The organism is Staphylococcus sp. ACRSN (assembly GCF_022346615.1).
Classification (GTDB): Bacteria; Bacillota; Bacilli; order Staphylococcales; family Staphylococcaceae; genus Staphylococcus.
Map to the genome: position 1 here is coordinate 212,483 of NZ_JAKRNS010000002.1, position 20,156 is coordinate 232,638.

A 20,156-nucleotide genomic window follows, 5' to 3' on the forward strand; every position below is an offset into this window, starting at 1 on the left:
TAATTAGATTGCCACTAACTGTCGACAATGTCTATGGCCTTGTTGGCAGTTTTTACTTATATTAAGAGGTTGGCATACGTTTTCTAGATATATTCGTTATTTTCAATTTATTCTAGTATTTAATCCGTAAAAGGCTGAGGTATAAATCTCCAATCTCAAAAAACGAGCTAACAATACAAAATATAGTAATTAAAAACCTAGTAAGTGAATTTAAAAATTCATTTACTGGGTTTTTTAGGAATTATGTCCAAGACACTTTGTTCTAGTACTATATATAAGTATATGAAGGATATGATTTTCCAAGTAAGTCATGAATGGCTTGATAACGTTCAAACAATCGTTCATATTGTTTAACTTTGTTTGGATCAGGTTGCTTTCTATAATAAACTGGCTGTTTCATTGTCATAACGGTTTCTTTTACGGATTTATATGCACCACCAACATATGCGCCTAGCATTGCAGCACCTAATGCTGTTGCATTACTTGCATCTATTACAACGATCGGTTTGTTCAAGACATTAGCGTAAATATCAATAAGTAACTTACTTTTCATTGGTATACCTCCAGCTGCATAAACTGTATGTATATCTATATTGTTATTCTCAAACTGTTGTAGAATCATCTTAGTTCCAAATGCAGTTGCCTCAATATATGCTCTATGAATCATTTCATATGGCGTTGTCAACGTGAGACCCATAATACTTCCAGTCAAAAGACTATCACTTAAAATACTACGGTTACCATTATGCCAGTCCATCACAGTTACATGTTGCTTTTCAATGTCAATATTAGAAGCAAGTACTTCAAGATACTCTAAGACACTTATATTTTTCTCATTTGCTTTATCTACAATTGCTTTAGGTGCCATTTTAGCAGAATAGTTAAACAAATCACCTACAGCAGGCTGTCCCGCTTCATACGCGTACATATTAGGAATAATTGCATCCTTTACCGAGCCAGTGATAGCAGGAATGGGTTCTTGTTTTGAATCTAAAAGTAAATGGCATGTACTTGTACCAATGACAGAAGTGAATTCACCTTGTTTGATTGCTCCTACACCTAATACACCTGAATGTGCATCAATAATAAATGGAGAAACCTCTACTTTATTCGATAGTCCCCAAAGTTGTTGAAATTGTTTGGTAAGTTTTCCTGCGCTTTCACCAATTTTAACTACTGGTGCTTCGCATTTTGATTTAATAATGTCAGGTAATTCTGAATCTACTGCTTTAAAAAAGTCATAATTAAAACCATCTTGTTCATTGTAAAATCCTTTAAAACCAATACCACAATTTGATCTTGTATTTTTACCAGTTAAAAGACTGACTAGATAATCACCGGCTTCCATTATATAAGCAGAACGTGTCAATATTTCTGGTGCGAGTCGTTTTACTTCTAAAATTTTTGGAATCATCCACTCACTACTGACGTTGTGTCCGTAATATTGAATCCAAGATTGATTATATTTTTCACTAATTTTTTTCATATAAGTAGCTTCTTCTTGTGCACCATGATGTTTCCATAATTTAACGTAGGCATGCGGATTATCAATTAAATCACTATGATTATGTAATGGATTAAATTCTTTATCTAAAAAGACAATTGTACAACTTGTAAAATCAATCCCAATACCAATAACATCATTTGCTGCAACTTGACTATCTTCAAGCACATATTTAACACCTTTTTCTAAGATATCAACATAATCATCTGCATTTTGTAAAAAATAATGATGAGGGAGTTCTTGACCATTTAGTGTTTCAGAAATCGTCCCATGTTCATATTCTTTAATGTAACTAGAAATAATATTTCCATTTGAAGTGTCGACTAAAAATACACGACCTGATGAAGTACCATAATCAATACCAATACTGAATGTCATAACCGAACTACCTCCTTAAATCCTAAACGGAATTTATATTTATAATAATGATAGCGATTACAATCAGCCTTGTAAAGTTTGGTTAATTAAAAGATGTATATTTTATAATTTTTTCAAATCAAATAACAAGGGTTTAACGAACTAAAGCAAGATTATAAAAATGATATTAAAAGTTTATTATGTAATTTGATTTGTGTCGTGGTATGATCGTGATATATATGATTTAGAGGGAGGGAAACGACCATGTTATCGATTAATCATGTGACAAAAAGATATAAGGATTTTGTTGCTGTAAATGATATTTCTCTGAACTTAGATGAAGGGAAAATGCTTGGTTTCTTGGGGAGAAATGGTGCAGGTAAGACGACTACATTTAGAATGATATTAGGTCTTACACCTGTGACGGAAGGAAATATTTTATACCATAATCAAACAATAGATAAATCACTATATGATCGAATTGGCTATTTACCTGAAGAGAGAGGTTTACATCCAAAAATGAAAGTGGAAGATGAGTTGCGCTATTTAGCACGTTTAAAAGGTATGAAAACAAAATCAATCAATCAAGCAATCGCATACTGGCTTGAAAGATTTGATATTGAACAGAATAGAGAAAAGAAAATAGAAGCTTTATCAAAAGGCAACCAGCAAAAAATTCAATTATTAGCGAGTATGTTGCACAGACCTGAATTATTGATATTAGATGAACCTTTTAGTGGATTAGATCCAGTTAATGTTGAATTATTAAAAAGTGCAGTTAATGATTTAAACAAGGAAGGAACGACAATTATTTATAGTTCTCACCGTATGGAACATGTCGAGGAATTATGTGATGATGTATGTATTTTAAATAGAGGTGAACTAGTTGTCTCGGGACCTATTGATGAAGTTAAGGCGAATCATGGTAACAAAAAGGTAATCATAGAAACAGATAAAGCTATGGACGATTTGAAAAATATAGATGGTGTAATTGAGTATAATCAAACTAAAAGAAATATAGAGCTTATGATTGATGAGGAAGCGACAGCAGAAATAATTTATAATCAAGTAATTCAATATGGCTATGTCAGACGATTTCAAGTAGTTGAACCTTCTTTAAACGAAATATTTATAGATAAAGTGGGGGATTTAAATGGATAAATTCATCTCAACTTTCAAGTTAACTTATATAAATAAAGTAACTACAAAGTCATTTCAGATATTTACAATAATCGTCATTGTATTGATTTTGGCTGCTTCAAATATTAATAAAATTATTGATTTATTTGATCATAGTACGAATAAAGTAGGTGTGGTCACTAACAATAATCAAATATACAAAGCGATTAACGAACAAAGTGAACAATTGGACGATGGGGCAAAGTATGTCAAAGTATCTGAAAAAGCTGCAAGAGCAGGGATAGAAAAAGATAAATTAGATAAAGCTTTTGTGATTTCAGTTACAGAAAAACAAAAAATCAAAGGTAAAATTATTAGTAAAGATAACGTTGACGCTAAAGATAAACAAAAATTAACAACTTTACTCACAACCATTCAAACGCAACTTACAGCAGCAAATTTTAATTTATCTCAAAGTGAATTGAAACAATTACAATCAGAAAGCAAAGTAACTACTGAAGTGATAGATAGTACAAAAGAACATTCTGATTTAACTGAGGCACAAAAAGGTTTTAATATGATTATTGTGTATGCAGGTGTAATGTTAATGTTCTTTATTATTATTAATTATGCTGGTCAAGTGGCAATGGAGATTGCAACTGAAAAAACTTCAAGAGTGATAGAGATGATTATAACGAGTGTGTCACCGGTGACACATATTTTAGCAAAAATATTAGGCGTTATAGCAGTTGCGCTATCACAAATTGCTATCTTCTTTATTGTAGGTTTAATATGCTTCTTTGCTTTTGATATTCAAGATATGCTGAAAGGTTTTAAAGTGGAACCAAATGAACTAACAATGCAATTAATCATTGTAGGCGTTATATCATTGCTCATTGGTATTTTATCTTATATCATTCTTGCAGCAATACTTGGTTCAATAACTTCAAGAATTGAAGACATAAACCAAGCACTTATGCCTATGACATTACTGAGTTTGATAGGTTTTTACATTGCTTTATTTAGTGTAATGAATCCCAATACATTAATGGTGAAAATTGCTAGTTTTGTGCCGTTGGTTTCTCCTTTTGTAATGTTTGTAAGAGCTGCAACACCTGATGTAACATTGTGGGAAATTGCAATCAGTGTTATTTTATCAATTGTCACAATATTTATTTTGTTATGGATTGCTGTACGTAGTTATAAAGATACGATTTTAAGTTTTGATAAAGGGTTCTTTAATTCAATAAAAAGAATTTTTGAACGAAGAAAAGTGAAATAACATTTCAAGGGAACTGTGTGATTAAATACTATGGGGCGGTATGTTGTTATAGCAACATACAAATCCCCTATAGAGCCTATATTATTGTGCTTTATATAATATTGATATTGAATAAATAGAGAATTCAAGTTGAATAGAAGATTATCTCAATAGAATTTACGATTAGTATAGATATATATATGTACAAATTGTTACAATGTAATTAAGTATTCAATTTAAAGGAGTGCACTTTTTCACTCTAAGATAAAATATATGATCTAAAAGCTTGGGTAGTGATTCGAACGGGAAATACGAATCTGAGTGATGAGTGTATAAGTAATCTATTAAATGGGACTAATTTAAAGTTTATCGTTTTACAAAGTACCAACTATTAAGAGGAATATATCGAAACTTGTATTAGTGATTGTTAATTGCCTACGTCCACACTATACCCCATAGTGATTGTGTCGTTTAAGGCTACATTTGTAATTGATGTTTTTATTCATGATAAAACCAAAGTTTAATGAATAGACTTTGGTTTGAAAGGGAGTAATCGATGATGTTTGCAAAAGTAGAAAGCCAAAGTAATGGTATTGATTTAATCAAGATAGATAATGAGGAAACCAAAATTGTATTTACGAATTATGGTGCACGTATTGTCTCTTGGAAATTTGATGATAATAATATCGTATTAGGTAACGTAGTAGAAGCTGATGAATTTTATCAGGAAAATCCATTCAATTTCGGTGCGACAATTGGACGCTATGGTGGAAGAATAGCTAATGCAACTTTTGAGTTAGATGGCAAAACGTATCACTTAGACGCAAATAACGGTAAACATAACATTCATGGTGGGCCGAAAGGGTTAGATACACAATTTTTTGATTATGAAGTAATAGAGCAAGTAGGGCAGATTAAAATTGTGTTTTCAACAACAATTCAATCAGAGAATGATCATTTTCCTGGTGATATTGATTTAGAAATTATACATACATATGACATTGACCATAAATGGACGATAGAATATAAAGCAACTGCGACAGAAAAAACCTTGTTTAATCCAATGAATCATGTATATTTCAATTTAAATAGAGATAATAATGTGATTGATAATCACTGTATTAGCAGTTCTAAATTAGATATGTTTTTGTTAAATGATGAAAATATTGTTTCTAGTTTAGAGCCTGTCGATTTAATTGAAAAATTTGATACTGCCAAAATTCAATTTAAAGATATATTCAATAGTGAGGATTCAACTATTAAATCACAAATGTCACGTTATGGTGGTATTGATCATCCATTTGATATTGGAAGTAATGAAATGACTGTGGAGAATAAGCATTTTGTATTAAAAGTACAAACGGATATGCCTAATGTCGTTATTTTTACTTTTAATGATACAACAAGCTGGAATAGTGATTTTAATATTTATAAAGCTCACTCTGGTTTTACACTAGAAACGCAGTGTATTCCAAATGATATCAATTTACTTGGTGATGAAGCGCCATCAATTTTAGAAGCGGGTCAACCTTATTATTCTAAGACATCATATAAAATTTATGAAAAAGAACAGTAAATATACTGTTTAAACTAGGCTTCATAACATGATATATGTATAAAAAATTAACCACTGATATACTTACTTATGTATGTCAGTGGTTTTTACATTTAAATGTATAGTCTGTTTCGTTTATTGATTGGCTTTCTTCTCTGCTCTATTAAGTAACTTTTGCAATTTATAAATGCGGTTTTCAGTTAAATAAGGATTTTTTATAGCATGTTGGAGACGTTTGATATTAGATTTATCATTATAATAAATATCATTTAATTCATATACAGATAGCGCTGTTTCTGGTTCTGCAGACTTTATTAATTTTAGATTGGATGATTCATGGACGAATCCTTCTTGCAATACTCTAAAATAGAATCCTGTTTTACATGATTGTGACATACGTTTCGCTAAATCTTTGATTTGGTATTTTTCTTGAATTTTCCAACAAGGTTCTCTAATTTCTGATACTTCTAAAATAGCTTCTCCTAATTGATACTGATTGCCGAAAAAGACATCATGTTCATCTAAATCTAAAGCGGTTAGATTTTCTCCAAACATTGCATGACTAGGTAATTGTTCTAAGTCATTTTCCCATAACCTATAATTTTTCTTACTGTATAAACAAACAGCTTTTTCAGTACCACCATGGTCCTTGTATTCTTGCTCATCTTCAAGGAAGCCAGTTTTTGTTAAATACATTTCCCCTTGAAACTTATCTTTGTCTAATGCCGAACGCATTTGTCTTTTCTTACTGTATGGTAAATCTTGAACTTTACCTGTAGAAATTGCATTTAAAGCATAAATCATAGTATACACTCCCCCGAATAATTAACTAATTAATACAATTTTAAAGTAATGGCAATATAAATAAAAGTAAAGCTCTAATTATATTGAAATAATTTTTTTAACTAGGTATTTTTATTAAACTCATGTACAATAATATTAAAAGTACTGCGAGTAAAGGGGAAGCATTATGGATAAGAAACAGTTGAAAATAAGCACATTTGATGATGCATTAGTCCAAATTAAAGATGGTATGGTTTTAGGCATCGGTTCAGGATCAACGATTGAACTGCTTGTCCCAAAAATAGCAGAAAAGCTTGAACGTGAGAGCATACATATAACGGGCGTGTGCACGTCTAATAAAACAGCATTTATTGCAAAAGAGTTGGGCATGCACGTAGTAGATGTTAATGATGTTGAACACATTGATTTAGCGATTGACGGTGCAGATGAAGTTGATACACAATTAAATCTTATCAAAGGCGGTGGCGGTGCGCTGTTTAGAGAGAAAGTCATTGATGCCATGTCGGAAAGATTTGTAGTATTAGTTGATGATTCTAAACTTGTATCTTATTTAGGCGAGACATTTAAATTGCCGGTAGAAGTTGATAAATTTAATTGGTTACTAATTGCTAAAGAAATCGAGCGTACGAAGGGTGTTTCAGCTAAAAGGCGTATGGCTGACGATGTACCTTTTATTACAGATAACGGTAATTACATTTTGGATTTAAAGTTGAATCAAGATATAGACCCATATGTGATGCATGAGTACTTGATTCATATGATCGGTGTGCTAGAAACAGGATATTTTTTAGATGTTACAGATCAAGTGATTATAGGAACATCAGCAGGCGTAGAAATTATGAATAAATAAAATGTAGTGAAAAGCTTATATAGGATAATGTAATGCTTATAGAAAAATAACATTGCTATCTCCATTAATTGATAACTTAAATAATAAAAAAGTACAAATGATTATGTAATAAAATGTTACATAGAGTTTGTCTGTTAACAAAAAAACCAGCCATAAGGCTGGTTTTTTCATTCTTTAGAAAATGGATAGACTTAAAAATTAGCGTCTATGTCCACGATTATTTTTAAATTTAAATGATGAGCGCTCTTTATGGTTATTTTGTTTATCATTTTCATCATCGCTTATTTTTGAATCGGTCGTTTGTTCATCATTAGCAATTGACGCGTGAACATCACTTACAACTGATGACTTACGGTCTGATTTATAACGTGCACTTTGTCTTAATTCATCATCGGTGTCTACATCTTGCTCATCATGCTTTGCTTTTTCTGTTGAAGTTTCAACTGCACTTTGAGTATTGTTATGTTCTACATAATCAGTGTTAACTGTTTGCTCTGACTCTGAACTATGAGATGTCTTTAGCGTGTCATAATTATTTTTATAAACTGTAGATGAATGAGTCGTTTGTTCTTCTTGTTTTTGGTTGGATGGATGATTTTGTTCATCTCGTTGCTCACTACATTGCGATTTTGAGTTATCTTCCATATTTTGTTCCTTATTATTAATTGTAGTATTAGTTGTGTCTTGATCAGTCTCTTGCCCATCAGAATCTTGTTGCGCTTGATGTTGTTCCATATTGTCGTAGTTATCAGAATTGTTGTTTTCACTCTCATTGTTGTCATGAATTTGTTGCTCTACGTTCTGGTTATCGTCAGTTGTATTGACATTATCTGAATGCTCATTTACGTGATCTAGATAGTTATTATCATCTACCTCATCTAAGTTACGTTTAGTGAAGAAATAGAAAAAGATACGAATAATATAGCTAAGTATAATATAAATTGCCGCAACTGCTGTAGTAGAAAGTGCAATGACTTTCATTGAGAATACATAACCGAGTTCTTCGTTAAACAAGAAAACTAAACCGAATGACATAGCAGCATGGAATAACGTTGCAATAAATATCGTACGCCCTTTAGTTGCACGAATCAATTCACCAATAATCATAGAAAATGCAAATGAATATAACAAATTATAAAGTGTATATTCAAAAGAAAAAGCTATATTGATATTCCAAATTGCATACATCATACCTACTAAAACAGAAGCGAAAAATGTGCTAATTTTGGTTTCAACGATATGTTGTAAATAAGAACGGAACCCAAATTCTACAAAAAAGGCCATAATTAATTGTCCAATAATTACTGAGAATATGGATACTGACAAATCTTCAGATTGCAATAAAACAAAGCTATCTGCAAAGACATTAAAGCTTACCATGGCAATGATGAAAATTGCTAGGGGTAAGATGAGTGCTAATATTAAACGCTCGATTACTTTAATGCTGATTGAAAATTTTAAACCACCTAATTGTGCACGTTTATTTTTGAATATTATCAAACATAAAATCGCTGCGATAAAAGGTGCAAGTACACTCATTTCAAAGACAAATGTTTTGAATGGAATAGCGCTTTGAAAATCTTTAAGTATAAGCGGTAATACAAAGGCAATAATATAGAAAATAAAAATGCTCATTGCCCACTGAAAACCAGGTATACGTTTTGTATTCATTATGTAACCTCCAATAGGGTTTCAATTAATTCATTTGTAGTTAATTATACATATTTATCGTACAGAAATAAATTAAATTTAGGTAAATATCATTGAAATGTAATAGTTCTAAACCTTTGAAAATGTAATTGAAATAAATTTTACGCTTTAAATTTTATTTGTTTAAGAAGTGGGTAAATATAATTATAAATTGAATTGCAAAAAATGTAAGCGTATACTTTAATTGTTCATAGCGTTTCAAAAGGAGGAGAACTATGTATAAGTTAGCACAACGTGAATTATGGAAAGGTAGAATTGATAGTGAGCAAGATTTAACTCAATTTAGACATTTTCAGACCATCCATTTTGGAGATATTACAGAAGCTTCAAATGGTTCACGTCAGGGCATAGGTATACTAGGCTATGCAGTTGATAAAGGTGTTGAATTAAATAAAGGAAGAATTGGCGCCAAAGAGGGACCAAATGCAATAAAGCAAGCATTTGCTAATCTACCAGTGATTAGAGAAACGCCTATATTTGATTATGGCAATGTTGAGCATGATCATGCACAGCTTGAAGAGACACAACAAGAATTTGCAAAATATATTGCGAATTCCATCCGTCAACATCAACAGACTTTTTTACTTGGTGGTGGTCATGATATCGCTTATGCGCAATATTTAGGTACACGGCAAGCGTATCCAAATGCATCAATAGGTGTAATAAATATTGATGCGCATTTTGATACACGAAAAGAATCTGGATCGACGTCAGGTACAAGTTTTAGACAAATACTTGAGCAAGACGAAAATACGGATTATTTAGTGTTAGGTATTCAACAAGGTGGTAATACGCAAGGATTATTTGATTATGCAGAAGAAAATGATATTAGTTATGTTTATTCTGAGGAACTTTTACATCAAATTTCTCCTCCAATAAAAGATAAAATTGAACGATTCATTCATGATCATGATGTTATCATGTTTACAATTTGTATGGATGTAATTGATAGCGCATTTGCACCGGGTGTAAGTGCAAATGCTGTGCTCGGATTATTTCCGCATATTGTTTTAGAATTATCCAAACGTATAGTTGTAAATGAAAAGGTTTCAACAATTAGCATAGCGGAAACGAATCCTAAATATGATATTGATAATCGCACAGCTAAATTGTCAGCACATTTTTTACATCATTTCCTTATGTAATTTGCCAATAATTAATACATTGATTGATTAGAGAAAGTACTCTTTCAGAGTGCTTTCTTTTTTTTAAGTAATTAATATAAATTGTTCTACCTAAATTGGGTTTGATATGAATAACTTCTAAGTCTCTAGTGCTAAAAGATTGATAATAAACTTGAGGTATTATGGCGTAACCTAACCCTTTATGAACAAAATTTGTTGCAGCTTCAAAACGGTCTACTTCCATGATTACATTAGGACGAATATTCATACGGTTAAAATAATCATCTAAATGTTTTCTTACTTGAGAACCTTTTGTAGGCAAAATCAAAGGTAGTGTTTGAATTTCTTTTGCTGATGCGCTTGGAAATGTATTTTTGGGAGTAATCAATACATAAGATTCATGATATAAAACAATAGAGGAAATGGCTTCGTGATTAATAATTTCATTTGTAATACCAATATGATTTTCAAAATTTAGTAACTGATCGATAATCTTAGATTGATCATGTACCTCAGATACTAAATAAGTTTGATCTCGATAATTTTTTCTATGCATAGCTATTACTTGTGAAATCCATTGATTTGATGATTCTAAAATAGATAATTTAATTTTAGGTGCGTGACTGGTGTTTAGGTCATACATTTTTTCTAATGTCTGATGATAATTGTGAATCAAACTTTGAGCATAATTATAAAATTGAATTCCTTTTTCAGTAATTTGAATTTCTTTTGTCGTGCGAATAAAGAGGTCATAACCTAAATCGGCTTCCATCTTCTTAATTGTTGCAGTCAATGAAGGTTGACTAATATGTAGAAAGTTTGCTGCTTTTGTAAAACTATTATATTTTACTACAGCAACAAAGTATTCCAATTGAATGATTTTCACTAAAAAGCCTCCAATATCCAAAAATATTTATAGGTTTAAACTATAAATAGGTAGTTTATTTATATTTGTAGTCTATATATTATCATAATATACTGAATTATATAACTACTATAAGTACTTAATATTGCAGTATTATTTTAAAAATCAGATAAGTGATAAGGGGCATCAACGCAGTAAGTTTGAGTAAGTTGATGAAATAATATTATTAAACAAAGGGGTAGTGAATTATGCGAAAAATAGAAGCTAAAAAAGGTCTAGACATAGAATGTAAAGGATGGGAACAAGAAGCTGTATTAAGAATGTTATATAACAACTTAGACCCTGAAGTAGCAGAACGTCCAGAAGATTTAGTTGTATATGGTGGTATAGGAAAAGCGGCTAGAAACTGGGAAGCTTTTGAAGCTATTGAGCATACGTTGCGTGAGTTAGAAGCCGATGAAACCATGTTAGTCCAATCAGGTAAACCTGTTGCCGTTTTTAAAACACATGAAGAAGCGCCTCGCGTTCTATTGTCAAATTCAGTATTAGTTCCAGAATGGGCAAATTGGGAACATTTTAATGACTTAGATAAAAAAGGATTAATGATGTACGGTCAAATGACGGCCGGTAGTTGGATTTACATTGGTTCACAAGGGATTGTTCAAGGTACCTATGAAACTTTTGGTGAATTAGCAAATCAACACTTTAATGGTAAATTAAATGGTACTGTTACATTAACTGCAGGTTTAGGCGGTATGGGTGGTGCGCAACCACTTGCTGTAACAATGAACGGTGGCGTTGTAATTGGTGTAGATGTAGATGAAACTAGAATTGATAAGCGTATCGAAACACAATACTGCGATGTGAAAACACACAGTTTAGATGAAGCATTAGAATTGGCAGCAGAAGCACGTGATGCGGGTAAACCACTGTCTATTGGTCTTGTTGGAAATGCAGTAGATACCCATAAAGCCATTTTAGATAAAGGATTTAAAATAGACATCATTACAGATCAAACTAGTGCTCACGATCCGTTAAATGGTTATATACCACAAGGTTTCTCATTAGAAGAAGCCAAAGCGTTAAGAGAAAAAGATCCTAAAGAATATGTTAAAAAGTCTGAAGCTTCAATGAAAGCACACGTATCATTAATGTTAGCATTTCAACAAAAAGGTGTAGTTGCATTTGATTATGGTAATAATATTCGTCAGGTTGCATTCAATAATGGTTTAGAAAATGCATTCGATTTTCCAGGTTTTGTTCCAGCGTATATTAGACCATTATTCTGTGAAGGTAAAGGGCCTTTCCGTTTTGCTGCATTGAGTGGAGATCCTAAAGACATTGAACGTGCAGATGAGGAAATGAGAAAATTATTCCCTGATAATGAAAAGCTAATCAGATGGTTAGACTTAGCAGAGGAAAAAATAGCATTTCAAGGTTTACCTTCAAGAATTGCTTGGTTAGGTTATGAGGAGCGAGCAAAAATGGGCTTAGCATTAAATCGTCTCGTAAGGGAAGGAGAAATTTCAGCACCAATCGTTATAGGACGTGATCATTTAGATTCTGGATCAGTTGCTAGTCCAAATCGTGAAACTGAGGGTATGCAGGATGGATCTGATGCAGTTGGAGATTGGGCAGTGTTAAATGCATTAATTAATACAGCAGCTGGTGGATCTTGGATTTCATTCCATCATGGTGGTGGCGTTGGTATGGGATACTCATTACATGCTGGTATGGTGGTTGTTGCAGATGGTTCAGAACGAGCTGACAAGCGATTAGGTCGCGTATTAACTACAGATCCTGGTATGGGAGTAGTGAGACATGCTGATGCAGGTTATCAATCAGCAATTGATGTTGCAAATGAAAAAGGCATTAAAATTCCAATGATTAATGGTAGAGGTGAGAAATAATGAACGATTTAATTATACAAAATATAAAACAATTAATTTTACCGAAATCTACGGAGAAACCCTTAAAAGGACAAGAACTAAATGAATTAGAAATTGTTGAAGATGCCACTGTCGTAGTCAACGATGGCAAAGTAGTTTATTCTGGTCCCCATACAGATTTATATGAAGCTAATAAAATAATTGATGCTACTGGTAAGGTTGTGTCACCGGCATTAGTAGAGGCACATACACATTTAGTTCATGGTGGATCAAGAGAACATGAGATGTCTTTAAAAAGACAAGGGGTATCTTATTTAGAAATTTTAGAGCAAGGAGGGGGCATCTTATCAACGGTTGAAGCTACTCGTAATGCAACGGAAGAGGAATTATTTGAAAAGGCTGAAAAAAATCTCTTAACAATGATTCAACATGGCGTGTTAGCAGTTGAGAGTAAAAGTGGATATGGTTTAGATAAAGAAAATGAGTTAAAACAATTAAAAGTATCCAACCGTCTTGCTGAGAAATATAATTTAGATATGAAACATACTTTCCTTGGACCTCATGCTGTACCAAAAGATGCGAAATCTAATCAAGATTTTTTACAAGAAATGATTGATTTATTACCTGAAGTAAAAAAATATGCAGATTTCGCAGATATATTCTGTGAAACGGGCGTATTTACAGTAGAAGAATCAAAAGCATATATGCAAGCAGCCAAAGAACAAGGATTTGCTGTGAAGATTCATGCTGATGAAATAGATCCATTAGGTGGTTTAGAATTAGCAATTGATGAAGGCGCCATTTCTGCAGACCATCTTGTAGCGACAAGCGAAGAGGGAAAAGCTAAATTAAAAGATAGCGAAACGGTAGCAGTATTATTACCAGGAACTACGTTCTATTTAGATAAAGAACACTATGCAGATGCTCGAGGTATGATTAATAATAATGGTGCAATTGCAATTGCAACTGACTTTAATCCTGGAAGCTGTGTCACTAATAACTTACAGTTAGTCATGTCTATTGCAGCATTAAAATTAAAATTATCACCAAATGAAATTTGGAATGCTGTAACAGTAAATGCTGCCAAAGCCATAGATGTTGATGCTGGTACAATAAATCAAGGGGATAAGGCTAATATTGTTATTTGGGATGCACCTAATCATGAATATATTCCTTATCATTATGGTGTGAACCATGCACAAAAAGTAATTAAAGATGGAAAAGTGATAGTGGATAATACATTTATCTTATAATAAATAAGTAGCTATGTACTTCGATGAATGAAGTACATAGCTATTTTTATGAGAATTATGTTAAATAAAATCATATAAAGTGTAAAACATTAGGGATGATAGTTGTAAAGCCAAGTTGATTAAATATTTTGACTATTATGATACTATGAGTGAAAGGGGGATTGGAGGTGCGTTATTAATGGTGAGAAATGCCTATTTAACACAATGAACAGGTAATATAAGGCACAATTTATTAGTGGGAATCCTATTAGCATTGGCGTTAATACCAGGAGCTATTGCCTTTTCGCTAATTGCTGGTGTAAGTCCAACTATTGGTTTGATGAGTACAGGTATCATTATGGTAGTCATGAGTATTGTTGGAAATAGATCATTAATGATTTCCGCTCCAAGTAGTGGTGTTTCACTGGTTGTTGCACCTTTAGTAGCTGATAATGGATTAGTGGCACTAATTATGGCAACATTCATCATGGGTCTTATTCAAATTATCTTTGGGATATTTCGAATGAATCAATTGATTCATTTAGTGCCTCAAGGTGTTGTTATTGGATTTATGAATGCCCTAGGTATATTATTATTAACATCTCAAATAAAATATATGATTCCTACTACAATAACGACTTATGGTATTGTAGTTATTTCATTTTTGATAATATGGTTGTTTCCTAAGGTTACGAATCGTATCCCATCTCCTTTGGTAGCAATCATAGTTATGACAACCGTTACTTGGCTTTTTCAATTGAACAGTAAGTTAGTGGCTGATTTTACGGCAATCCACTTCAATATAACACCTTTAACTGCCTATGATGATATTGCTAATGGTCATTTATGGTTTATTGCATCCGTTTATGGTTTGGCTATGGCAATCGTAGCTACAATTCAGAATGCTTTGACGTCTAAGGTTTTGGATAATATGACTAATGTGGACAGTGATGTAAGTAGAGAATCTATTGGACAAGGAACTGCTAATATAATTATTAGTTTTTTAGGTGGTTATGGTGGAAGTGCTCTAATCGGACAGTCTCAGTTCAATATAACGATGGGTGGAACATCGAGAGTTTCTACGCTTACTACCGGTGGTTTCTTATTACTTAGTATTTATTTGTTTGGTGGTTTACTAATGAAAATACCTATGGCAGTGTTAGCGACAGTGCTAGTAACCATTGCTTTTAGCACCTTTGATAGGAATACCATGGGTTTTATAAAAAAGTCACCACTCAGCAACGGTTGTATTGTTATTTTAACGATGTGTATTATGTTGCTTACAAATAATCTTGCTATTGGCGTTATTTTAGTAACACTTTGCTATTATTTAATACGATATATGATAAAGAAAGAAAGGACGTGACATATTATGCCACAATATGAAGATTATATTAATTGGAGACGAACATTTCATCAGTATCCCGAATTATCGGAATATGAGTATGAAACAACAAAGAGATTACGCCGCATTTTAGAATCATATGATATTACAATTTTAGACTTACCCTTAGAAACAGGATTAGTTGCGGAAATAGGACAAGGCGAGACGTTTGTAGCAGTCCGAACAGATATTGATGCTTTACCGATTAACGAACAAGTAGAAAATGAATTTTCATCTACTAACGATGGCGTGATGCATGCATGTGGTCATGATATACATATGGCAAGTATTTTAGCCGTTGCCATTCGATTAAAAGAGGTTGAATCGGAGTTGAATGGGCGCGTTCGTTTTATCTTCCAGCCTGCTGAAGAATTAGGTTATGGAGCGTTTTATATTACGGATACAAAAGCTATTGATGGTGCAAAAGCAGTGCTTGGTTATCACAATTATCCAACTTTAGACATTGGTGAATTTGCAGTGAAGCCAGGTGTGATTACTTCTTCGGTAGACCGTTTTGAATATAAAATAAAAGGGACCGGCGCACATGCTGCTAAACCTGAACAAGGTAATGACCCTGTTATTGTACTCGGTCAATTAATTAATAGTATTCAGTCTATAGTTAGTAGAAATTTATCAGCATTTGATAATGCTGTTGTAACAATTGGTGAAGTATCGAGCGGTAATACTTGGAATGTAATCGCAGATGAAGCATATGTTCAAGGGACAGTTAGAAGTTTTAATGAAGAAAAACGTAATTACATTGAACAAAGGTTAGTAGAGATTGGAGAGGGACTGGCAAAAGCATTTGATGTTGAAATAGAAACTATATATCACCGTTTACCTGGTGCTGTAGTTAATGATGAAAAATTAACAAATGATGCCATTGATGTTGCGAGGGAAGTAGGTTATAACGTTAGTATCATGGATGAACCCTTAACCATTGGTGAAGATTTTTCAGGATTTTCGCAACAGTATCCAAGTGTATTTGTATTTATAGGTTCTAATAGTGAATATGATCTACATCATCCAAAGTATAATCCAGATGAACGTATTTTAGAAAAAGTTCCAGATTATTTTGTTACATTTGTGAAGCGGTTATTAAATGAGTAATAATATAAATTGCGCTTATTTTGTATTAAAGTAGAAATGGATTGGGTATTGAATAAATAAGTAAAAGTTGTAAGGAGTGTTACTTATGTCATCTCAAGATCCAAGAACAAAATTTTCAAATAAAGATTTTCCTAAACAAGAACAACCAGTTCCAGGATTACAACAAAGGTTAGATCCTAAACCGGATTGTGGTGAAACGTCATATAATGGTTATGGAAGATTAAAAGATTATAAAATGTTAGTGACAGGTGGAGATTCGGCAATTGGTCGTGCAGCTGCTATTGCTTATGCAAAAGAAGGTGCGGATGTTGCTATTAACTATCTGCCAGAGGAAGAAGCAGATGCACAAGAAGTACGCCAGGTGATTGAAAAAGCAGGACGAAAGGCTGTTTTGATTCCAGGTGATATACGTAATGAACAATTTAATTTTGATTTAGTTGAACAGGCATATAACGAACTTGGTGGACTCGATAATATCACTTTAGTTGCAGGACACCAACAGTATCATGAAGATATAAAAGGATTTGATACTGCTTCCTTTACTGAAACATTTGAAACAAATGTTTATCCTATTTTTTGGACTGTGCAAAAAGCAGTGGATTATTTAGAAGCTGGAGCTACTGTGACATTAACGTCATCAGTACAAGGATATAATCCAAGCCCTATCTTACATGATTATGCTGCAACTAAAGCAGCGATTATATCATTAACGAAGAGTCTATCAGAAGAATTAGGAACACATGGAATACGTGTGAACTGTGTCGCACCAGGACCATTTTGGTCACCATTACAGATTTCAGGCGGGCAACCACAGTCCAAGATACCGACATTTGGTCAAAAGTCAGTGTTAGAACGTGCGGGACAACCTGTTGAATTAGCAGGTGTTTATGTGCATTTAGCAGCAGAAGAATCAAGTTATACAACTGGTCAAGTATACGGCGTGACAGGTGGTACGCAAATAGATTAAAAGTCAAAGTTAGAAAATCTGATAGTAGGATTTTCTAACTTTTATTTTTGAAAATTGAGGGATAAAATATGAAGAAATTTGAAGCATCAAAGTTAACCAAACAGCAAAATTATAAATTATTGAGTGGTAGTGTGATTCCTAGACCAATCGCATTTATCACCTCGCAAGATACGAATGGCACGTTAAATGCAGCACCATTTAGCTTTTTTAATGTAGTTAACAGTGAGCCACCAATGATAATGATTTCGACAACACGTTCTGATGGTAAAAGAAAGGATACGTCATTAAATATAGAAGCGACAGAAGAATTTGTAGTGCATATTACCGATGAAGTAACAGTTGAACAAATCAATCGTACAGCAGCCCCAATTGATAGAAATATAAATGAATTAGAAAGAACAGAACTGACTATTATTGACTCTGATTTAGTATCAGTCCCTGGAATTGAGCAAGCTAAAATACGATTAGAATGTAAATTAGATAGAATAATTGCATTAGGTGATGTAGATGAAGGTTCGGATTTAATTATCGGAGAAGTTGTTATGTTTCATATAGATGATAATGTATATATTGAACCACATAAAGTAGATGCTAATAACTTGAAAGCAGTGAGTCGACTGGCAGGAAATAACTATGCAAAACTGGGTGAATCATTTATTATAGAGCGTCCCACAAAGTAATAAGTAAATAAGATGAATATACTATTCATTTATTGTCGGTGGCATAAAACAAATGAATAAGTTTGACAAAGCATGGATTAAATATTAATATTTACCAGTATTTGACATTATGTTCGATGTCTCTTGAAGTGTAAAAATAAATAATACTTATCGAGAGAAGTGGAGGGACTGGCCCTAAGATGCTTCGGCAACATGACAAAGCGTGTGCCAATTCCAGTAGCATTGATTGCTAGAAGATAATGAGCGGATACAAACGCTTTTCTTCAAAAATTTGAGAAAAGCGTTTGTATTTTTTAGTATGTTAAATTTTAGTGCTGTTAACGATTTAAATAGAAAGAAGGTTGGATATGAAAGAACAATATAAGGGAAATGCGTGGGCATTGATCCCTTTAATCGTTTTTGTAGGCATGTTTTTAGGTGTAGGAATAGCGACAGGTGATTTTACAACTATGCCTTTAAATGTAGCTATTATTGTTGCATCAATTGTTGGACTTTTATTAAATAGAAAAGAATCATTTAATCAAAAAGTAGATATATTCACGAAAGGTGCAGGTCATTCTAACATTGTATTGATGATGCTTATCTTTTTATTAGCGGGTGCATTTTCAAAGACTACTGAAGATATGGGTGGCGTTAAATCAACTGTTAATTTAGGGTTATCAATTATTCCAGAGAATTTAATAATTGTTGGGTTATTTATAATTTGTATGTTCGTATCTGTTTCTATGGGAACTTCTGTGGGTACAGTAGCAGCCATAGCACCAGTCGGTTTTGGACTTAGTCAGGCTACCGATGTTTCAGCTGCGATTACGATGGCGACAGTTGTAGGTGGAGCGATGTTCGGTGATAATTTATCAATGATTTCTGATACAACCATTGCTGCAGTTCGAACACAAAAAACTAAGATGAATGATAAATTTAAGGTGAATATAAAAATTGTTTTACCAGGTGCAATTTTAACCATTATTGCCTTATGGTTTTTAACAAATGGAGCACATATAGATACTACAAAGAATTATGACTATGATATTATCAAAGTCATACCATATTTATTAGTATTGATTTTAGCTTTAATAGGAGTAAATGTGATTGTTGTTTTAATTGGTGGTACTTTGCTGTCAGCCATTATTGGTTTAGCTGATCATTCGTTTGATTGGAAAGGTTTATTGTCTTCAATTTCTAAAGGGATTGTTGGTATGGAAGATATCGCAATTATCGCATTGCTAATTGGTGGTTTAGTAGCATTGATACAGCATAATGGTGGTATTACTTGGTTATTGAATTTTGTGCGTAGTAAGGTAAAATCTAAACGTGGTGCAGAACTTGGGATTGCAGGTCTTGTAAGTGCCGCTGATATAGCTACAGCTAATAATACAATTTCAATTTTAATGGCTGGTCCACTTGCCAAAGATATTGCAGATGAATATGACGTTGATCCTAGGAAATCAGCAAGTATATTAGATATCTTTGCTAGTTGTTTTCAAGGTATATTACCGTATAGTCCACAAGTAATTGCTGCAGCTGGTGTTGCTTCAATATCACCATTCGAACTTGTTCCATATGCAATTTATCCAATATTACTTGGAATTTGTGGTTTGTTTGCAATATTCCTTAGATTACCTAGATTGGATCAAAAGAAAACAAGTGCTTAAAAGAATTTATTAATTTTAAAATGGTGTATAATAAGCAAATAGAAATGAATTGATATGATTAAAAATAGATTAACTATAAATCTAAAAATTCAA

At 32.7% G+C, this 20,156-nt stretch carries 16 protein-coding genes and 1 riboswitch; of the genes, 12 read left to right on the forward strand and 4 right to left on the reverse strand.

Annotated features, from left to right (window positions below; translation table 11 throughout):
* Positions 1 to 268: 268 nt before the first annotated feature.
* Positions 269 to 1,882, reverse strand: a complete 1,614-nt coding sequence (locus MHZ36_RS02725; RefSeq protein WP_239229473.1) for a ribulokinase — start codon at positions 1,880 to 1,882, stop codon at positions 269 to 271.
* 243 nt (positions 1,883 to 2,125) lie between these two features.
* Between MHZ36_RS02725 and MHZ36_RS02730 the strand changes: the two genes are divergently transcribed.
* The 3 genes from MHZ36_RS02730 to MHZ36_RS02740 all read left to right on the forward strand — a co-directional run bounded on the left by MHZ36_RS02730 (position 2,126) and on the right by MHZ36_RS02740 (position 5,817).
* Positions 2,126 to 3,022, forward strand: a complete 897-nt coding sequence (locus tag MHZ36_RS02730) for an ABC transporter ATP-binding protein (protein WP_239229474.1) — start codon at positions 2,126 to 2,128, stop codon at positions 3,020 to 3,022.
* Positions 3,015 to 4,262: an ABC transporter permease gene (locus MHZ36_RS02735; protein WP_239229475.1), complete on the forward strand. Its 1,248-nt coding sequence runs from the start codon at positions 3,015 to 3,017 to the stop codon at positions 4,260 to 4,262. Before MHZ36_RS02730 ends, MHZ36_RS02735 begins: the two co-directional genes overlap by 8 nt.
* Before the next feature lie 538 nt (positions 4,263 to 4,800).
* Positions 4,801 to 5,817 (forward strand): aldose epimerase family protein, encoded by a 1,017-nt coding sequence (locus tag MHZ36_RS02740; RefSeq protein WP_239229640.1) that lies wholly within the window; start codon positions 4,801 to 4,803, stop codon positions 5,815 to 5,817.
* Positions 5,818 to 5,931: 114 nt separating this feature from the next.
* Here MHZ36_RS02740 and MHZ36_RS02745 read toward each other — a convergent pair whose 3' ends face one another.
* The gene (locus MHZ36_RS02745; RefSeq protein WP_239229477.1) at positions 5,932 to 6,600 is read right to left on the reverse strand and encodes an MOSC domain-containing protein; all 669 of its coding nucleotides are present in this window, start codon (positions 6,598 to 6,600) and stop codon (positions 5,932 to 5,934) included.
* Positions 6,601 to 6,763: 163 nt separating this feature from the next.
* Here MHZ36_RS02745 and MHZ36_RS02750 point away from each other — a divergent pair, with 163 nt between their 5' ends.
* The gene (locus MHZ36_RS02750) at positions 6,764 to 7,450 is read left to right on the forward strand and encodes a ribose 5-phosphate isomerase A (RefSeq protein ID WP_239229641.1); all 687 of its coding nucleotides are present in this window, start codon (positions 6,764 to 6,766) and stop codon (positions 7,448 to 7,450) included.
* A gap of 198 nt (positions 7,451 to 7,648) precedes the next feature.
* On the opposite strand, the gene sdpC is transcribed toward MHZ36_RS02750, so the two are convergent.
* On the reverse strand, positions 7,649 to 9,121 hold the full coding sequence (gene sdpC / locus MHZ36_RS02755; RefSeq protein WP_239229478.1) for a peptidoglycan release complex CPBP-like subunit SdpC: 1,473 nt from the start codon (positions 9,119 to 9,121) through the stop codon (positions 7,649 to 7,651).
* A gap of 254 nt (positions 9,122 to 9,375) precedes the next feature.
* On the opposite strand from sdpC, the gene hutG reads away from it, so the two are divergent.
* Positions 9,376 to 10,305, forward strand: coding sequence for a formimidoylglutamase (gene hutG / locus MHZ36_RS02760; protein WP_239229479.1), 930 nt, complete (start codon positions 9,376 to 9,378; stop codon positions 10,303 to 10,305).
* On the opposite strand, the gene MHZ36_RS02765 is transcribed toward hutG, so the two are convergent.
* Positions 10,298 to 11,170: a LysR substrate-binding domain-containing protein gene (locus MHZ36_RS02765; protein ID WP_239229480.1), complete on the reverse strand. Its 873-nt coding sequence runs from the start codon at positions 11,168 to 11,170 to the stop codon at positions 10,298 to 10,300. The two genes, hutG and MHZ36_RS02765, sit on opposite strands and share 8 nt — an antisense overlap.
* Before the next feature lie 227 nt (positions 11,171 to 11,397).
* Between MHZ36_RS02765 and hutU the strand changes: the two genes are divergently transcribed.
* The 7 genes from hutU (at position 11,398) to MHZ36_RS02800 (ending at position 20,063) form a co-directional block, all read left to right on the forward strand.
* Positions 11,398 to 13,059 carry a urocanate hydratase gene (hutU, locus tag MHZ36_RS02770; RefSeq protein WP_239229481.1) on the forward strand — a complete coding sequence of 554 codons (1,662 nt, stop codon included), beginning with the start codon at positions 11,398 to 11,400 and terminating at the stop codon, positions 13,057 to 13,059.
* On the forward strand, positions 13,059 to 14,291 hold the full coding sequence (gene hutI / locus MHZ36_RS02775) for an imidazolonepropionase (protein WP_239229482.1): 1,233 nt from the start codon (positions 13,059 to 13,061) through the stop codon (positions 14,289 to 14,291). Before hutU ends, hutI begins: the two co-directional genes overlap by 1 nt.
* Before the next feature lie 235 nt (positions 14,292 to 14,526).
* Positions 14,527 to 15,636 (forward strand): SulP family inorganic anion transporter, encoded by a 1,110-nt coding sequence (locus MHZ36_RS02780; protein ID WP_239229483.1) that lies wholly within the window; start codon positions 14,527 to 14,529, stop codon positions 15,634 to 15,636.
* A gap of 6 nt (positions 15,637 to 15,642) precedes the next feature.
* Positions 15,643 to 16,764, forward strand: coding sequence for an amidohydrolase (locus MHZ36_RS02785; RefSeq protein ID WP_239229484.1), 1,122 nt, complete (start codon positions 15,643 to 15,645; stop codon positions 16,762 to 16,764).
* Positions 16,765 to 16,849: 85 nt separating this feature from the next.
* Complete coding sequence (locus MHZ36_RS02790) at positions 16,850 to 17,731, forward strand: SDR family oxidoreductase (protein ID WP_239229485.1); 882 nt, start codon at positions 16,850 to 16,852, stop codon at positions 17,729 to 17,731.
* A gap of 68 nt (positions 17,732 to 17,799) precedes the next feature.
* Entirely contained in the window at positions 17,800 to 18,411 is a 612-nt protein-coding gene (locus MHZ36_RS02795) for a flavin reductase family protein (protein WP_239229487.1), read from the forward strand.
* 144 nt (positions 18,412 to 18,555) lie between these two features.
* Positions 18,556 to 18,654: riboswitch (SAM riboswitch) on the forward strand.
* Between the two features lie 104 nt (positions 18,655 to 18,758).
* Positions 18,759 to 20,063, forward strand: a complete 1,305-nt coding sequence (locus tag MHZ36_RS02800) for a Na+/H+ antiporter NhaC family protein (protein WP_239229488.1) — start codon at positions 18,759 to 18,761, stop codon at positions 20,061 to 20,063.
* Positions 20,064 to 20,156 lie beyond the last annotated feature (93 nt).

Bases quoted from the DNA above. Each gene is read 5' to 3' on its own strand.
- MHZ36_RS02785 (WP_239229484.1), top strand. From the start codon at position 15,643: ATGCCACAATATGAAGATTATATTAATTGGAGACGAACATTTCATCAG.
- hutG (WP_239229479.1), top strand. From the start codon at position 9,376: ATGTATAAGTTAGCACAACGTGAATTATGGAAAGGTAGAATTGATAGT.
- MHZ36_RS02735 (WP_239229475.1), top strand. From the start codon at position 3,015: ATGGATAAATTCATCTCAACTTTCAAGTTAACTTATATAAATAAAGTA.
- MHZ36_RS02725 (WP_239229473.1), bottom strand. From the start codon at position 1,882: ATGACATTCAGTATTGGTATTGATTATGGTACTTCATCAGGTCGTGTA.
- sdpC (WP_239229478.1), bottom strand. From the start codon at position 9,121: ATGAATACAAAACGTATACCTGGTTTTCAGTGGGCAATGAGCATTTTT.
- MHZ36_RS02730 (WP_239229474.1), top strand. From the start codon at position 2,126: ATGTTATCGATTAATCATGTGACAAAAAGATATAAGGATTTTGTTGCT.
- MHZ36_RS02800 (WP_239229488.1), top strand. From the start codon at position 18,759: ATGAAAGAACAATATAAGGGAAATGCGTGGGCATTGATCCCTTTAATC.
- MHZ36_RS02790 (WP_239229485.1), top strand. From the start codon at position 16,850: ATGTCATCTCAAGATCCAAGAACAAAATTTTCAAATAAAGATTTTCCT.
- MHZ36_RS02740 (WP_239229640.1), top strand. From the start codon at position 4,801: ATGTTTGCAAAAGTAGAAAGCCAAAGTAATGGTATTGATTTAATCAAG.
- MHZ36_RS02795 (WP_239229487.1), top strand. From the start codon at position 17,800: ATGAAGAAATTTGAAGCATCAAAGTTAACCAAACAGCAAAATTATAAA.
- hutU (WP_239229481.1), top strand. From the start codon at position 11,398: ATGCGAAAAATAGAAGCTAAAAAAGGTCTAGACATAGAATGTAAAGGA.
- hutI (WP_239229482.1), top strand. From the start codon at position 13,059: ATGAACGATTTAATTATACAAAATATAAAACAATTAATTTTACCGAAA.
- MHZ36_RS02745 (WP_239229477.1), bottom strand. From the start codon at position 6,600: ATGATTTATGCTTTAAATGCAATTTCTACAGGTAAAGTTCAAGATTTA.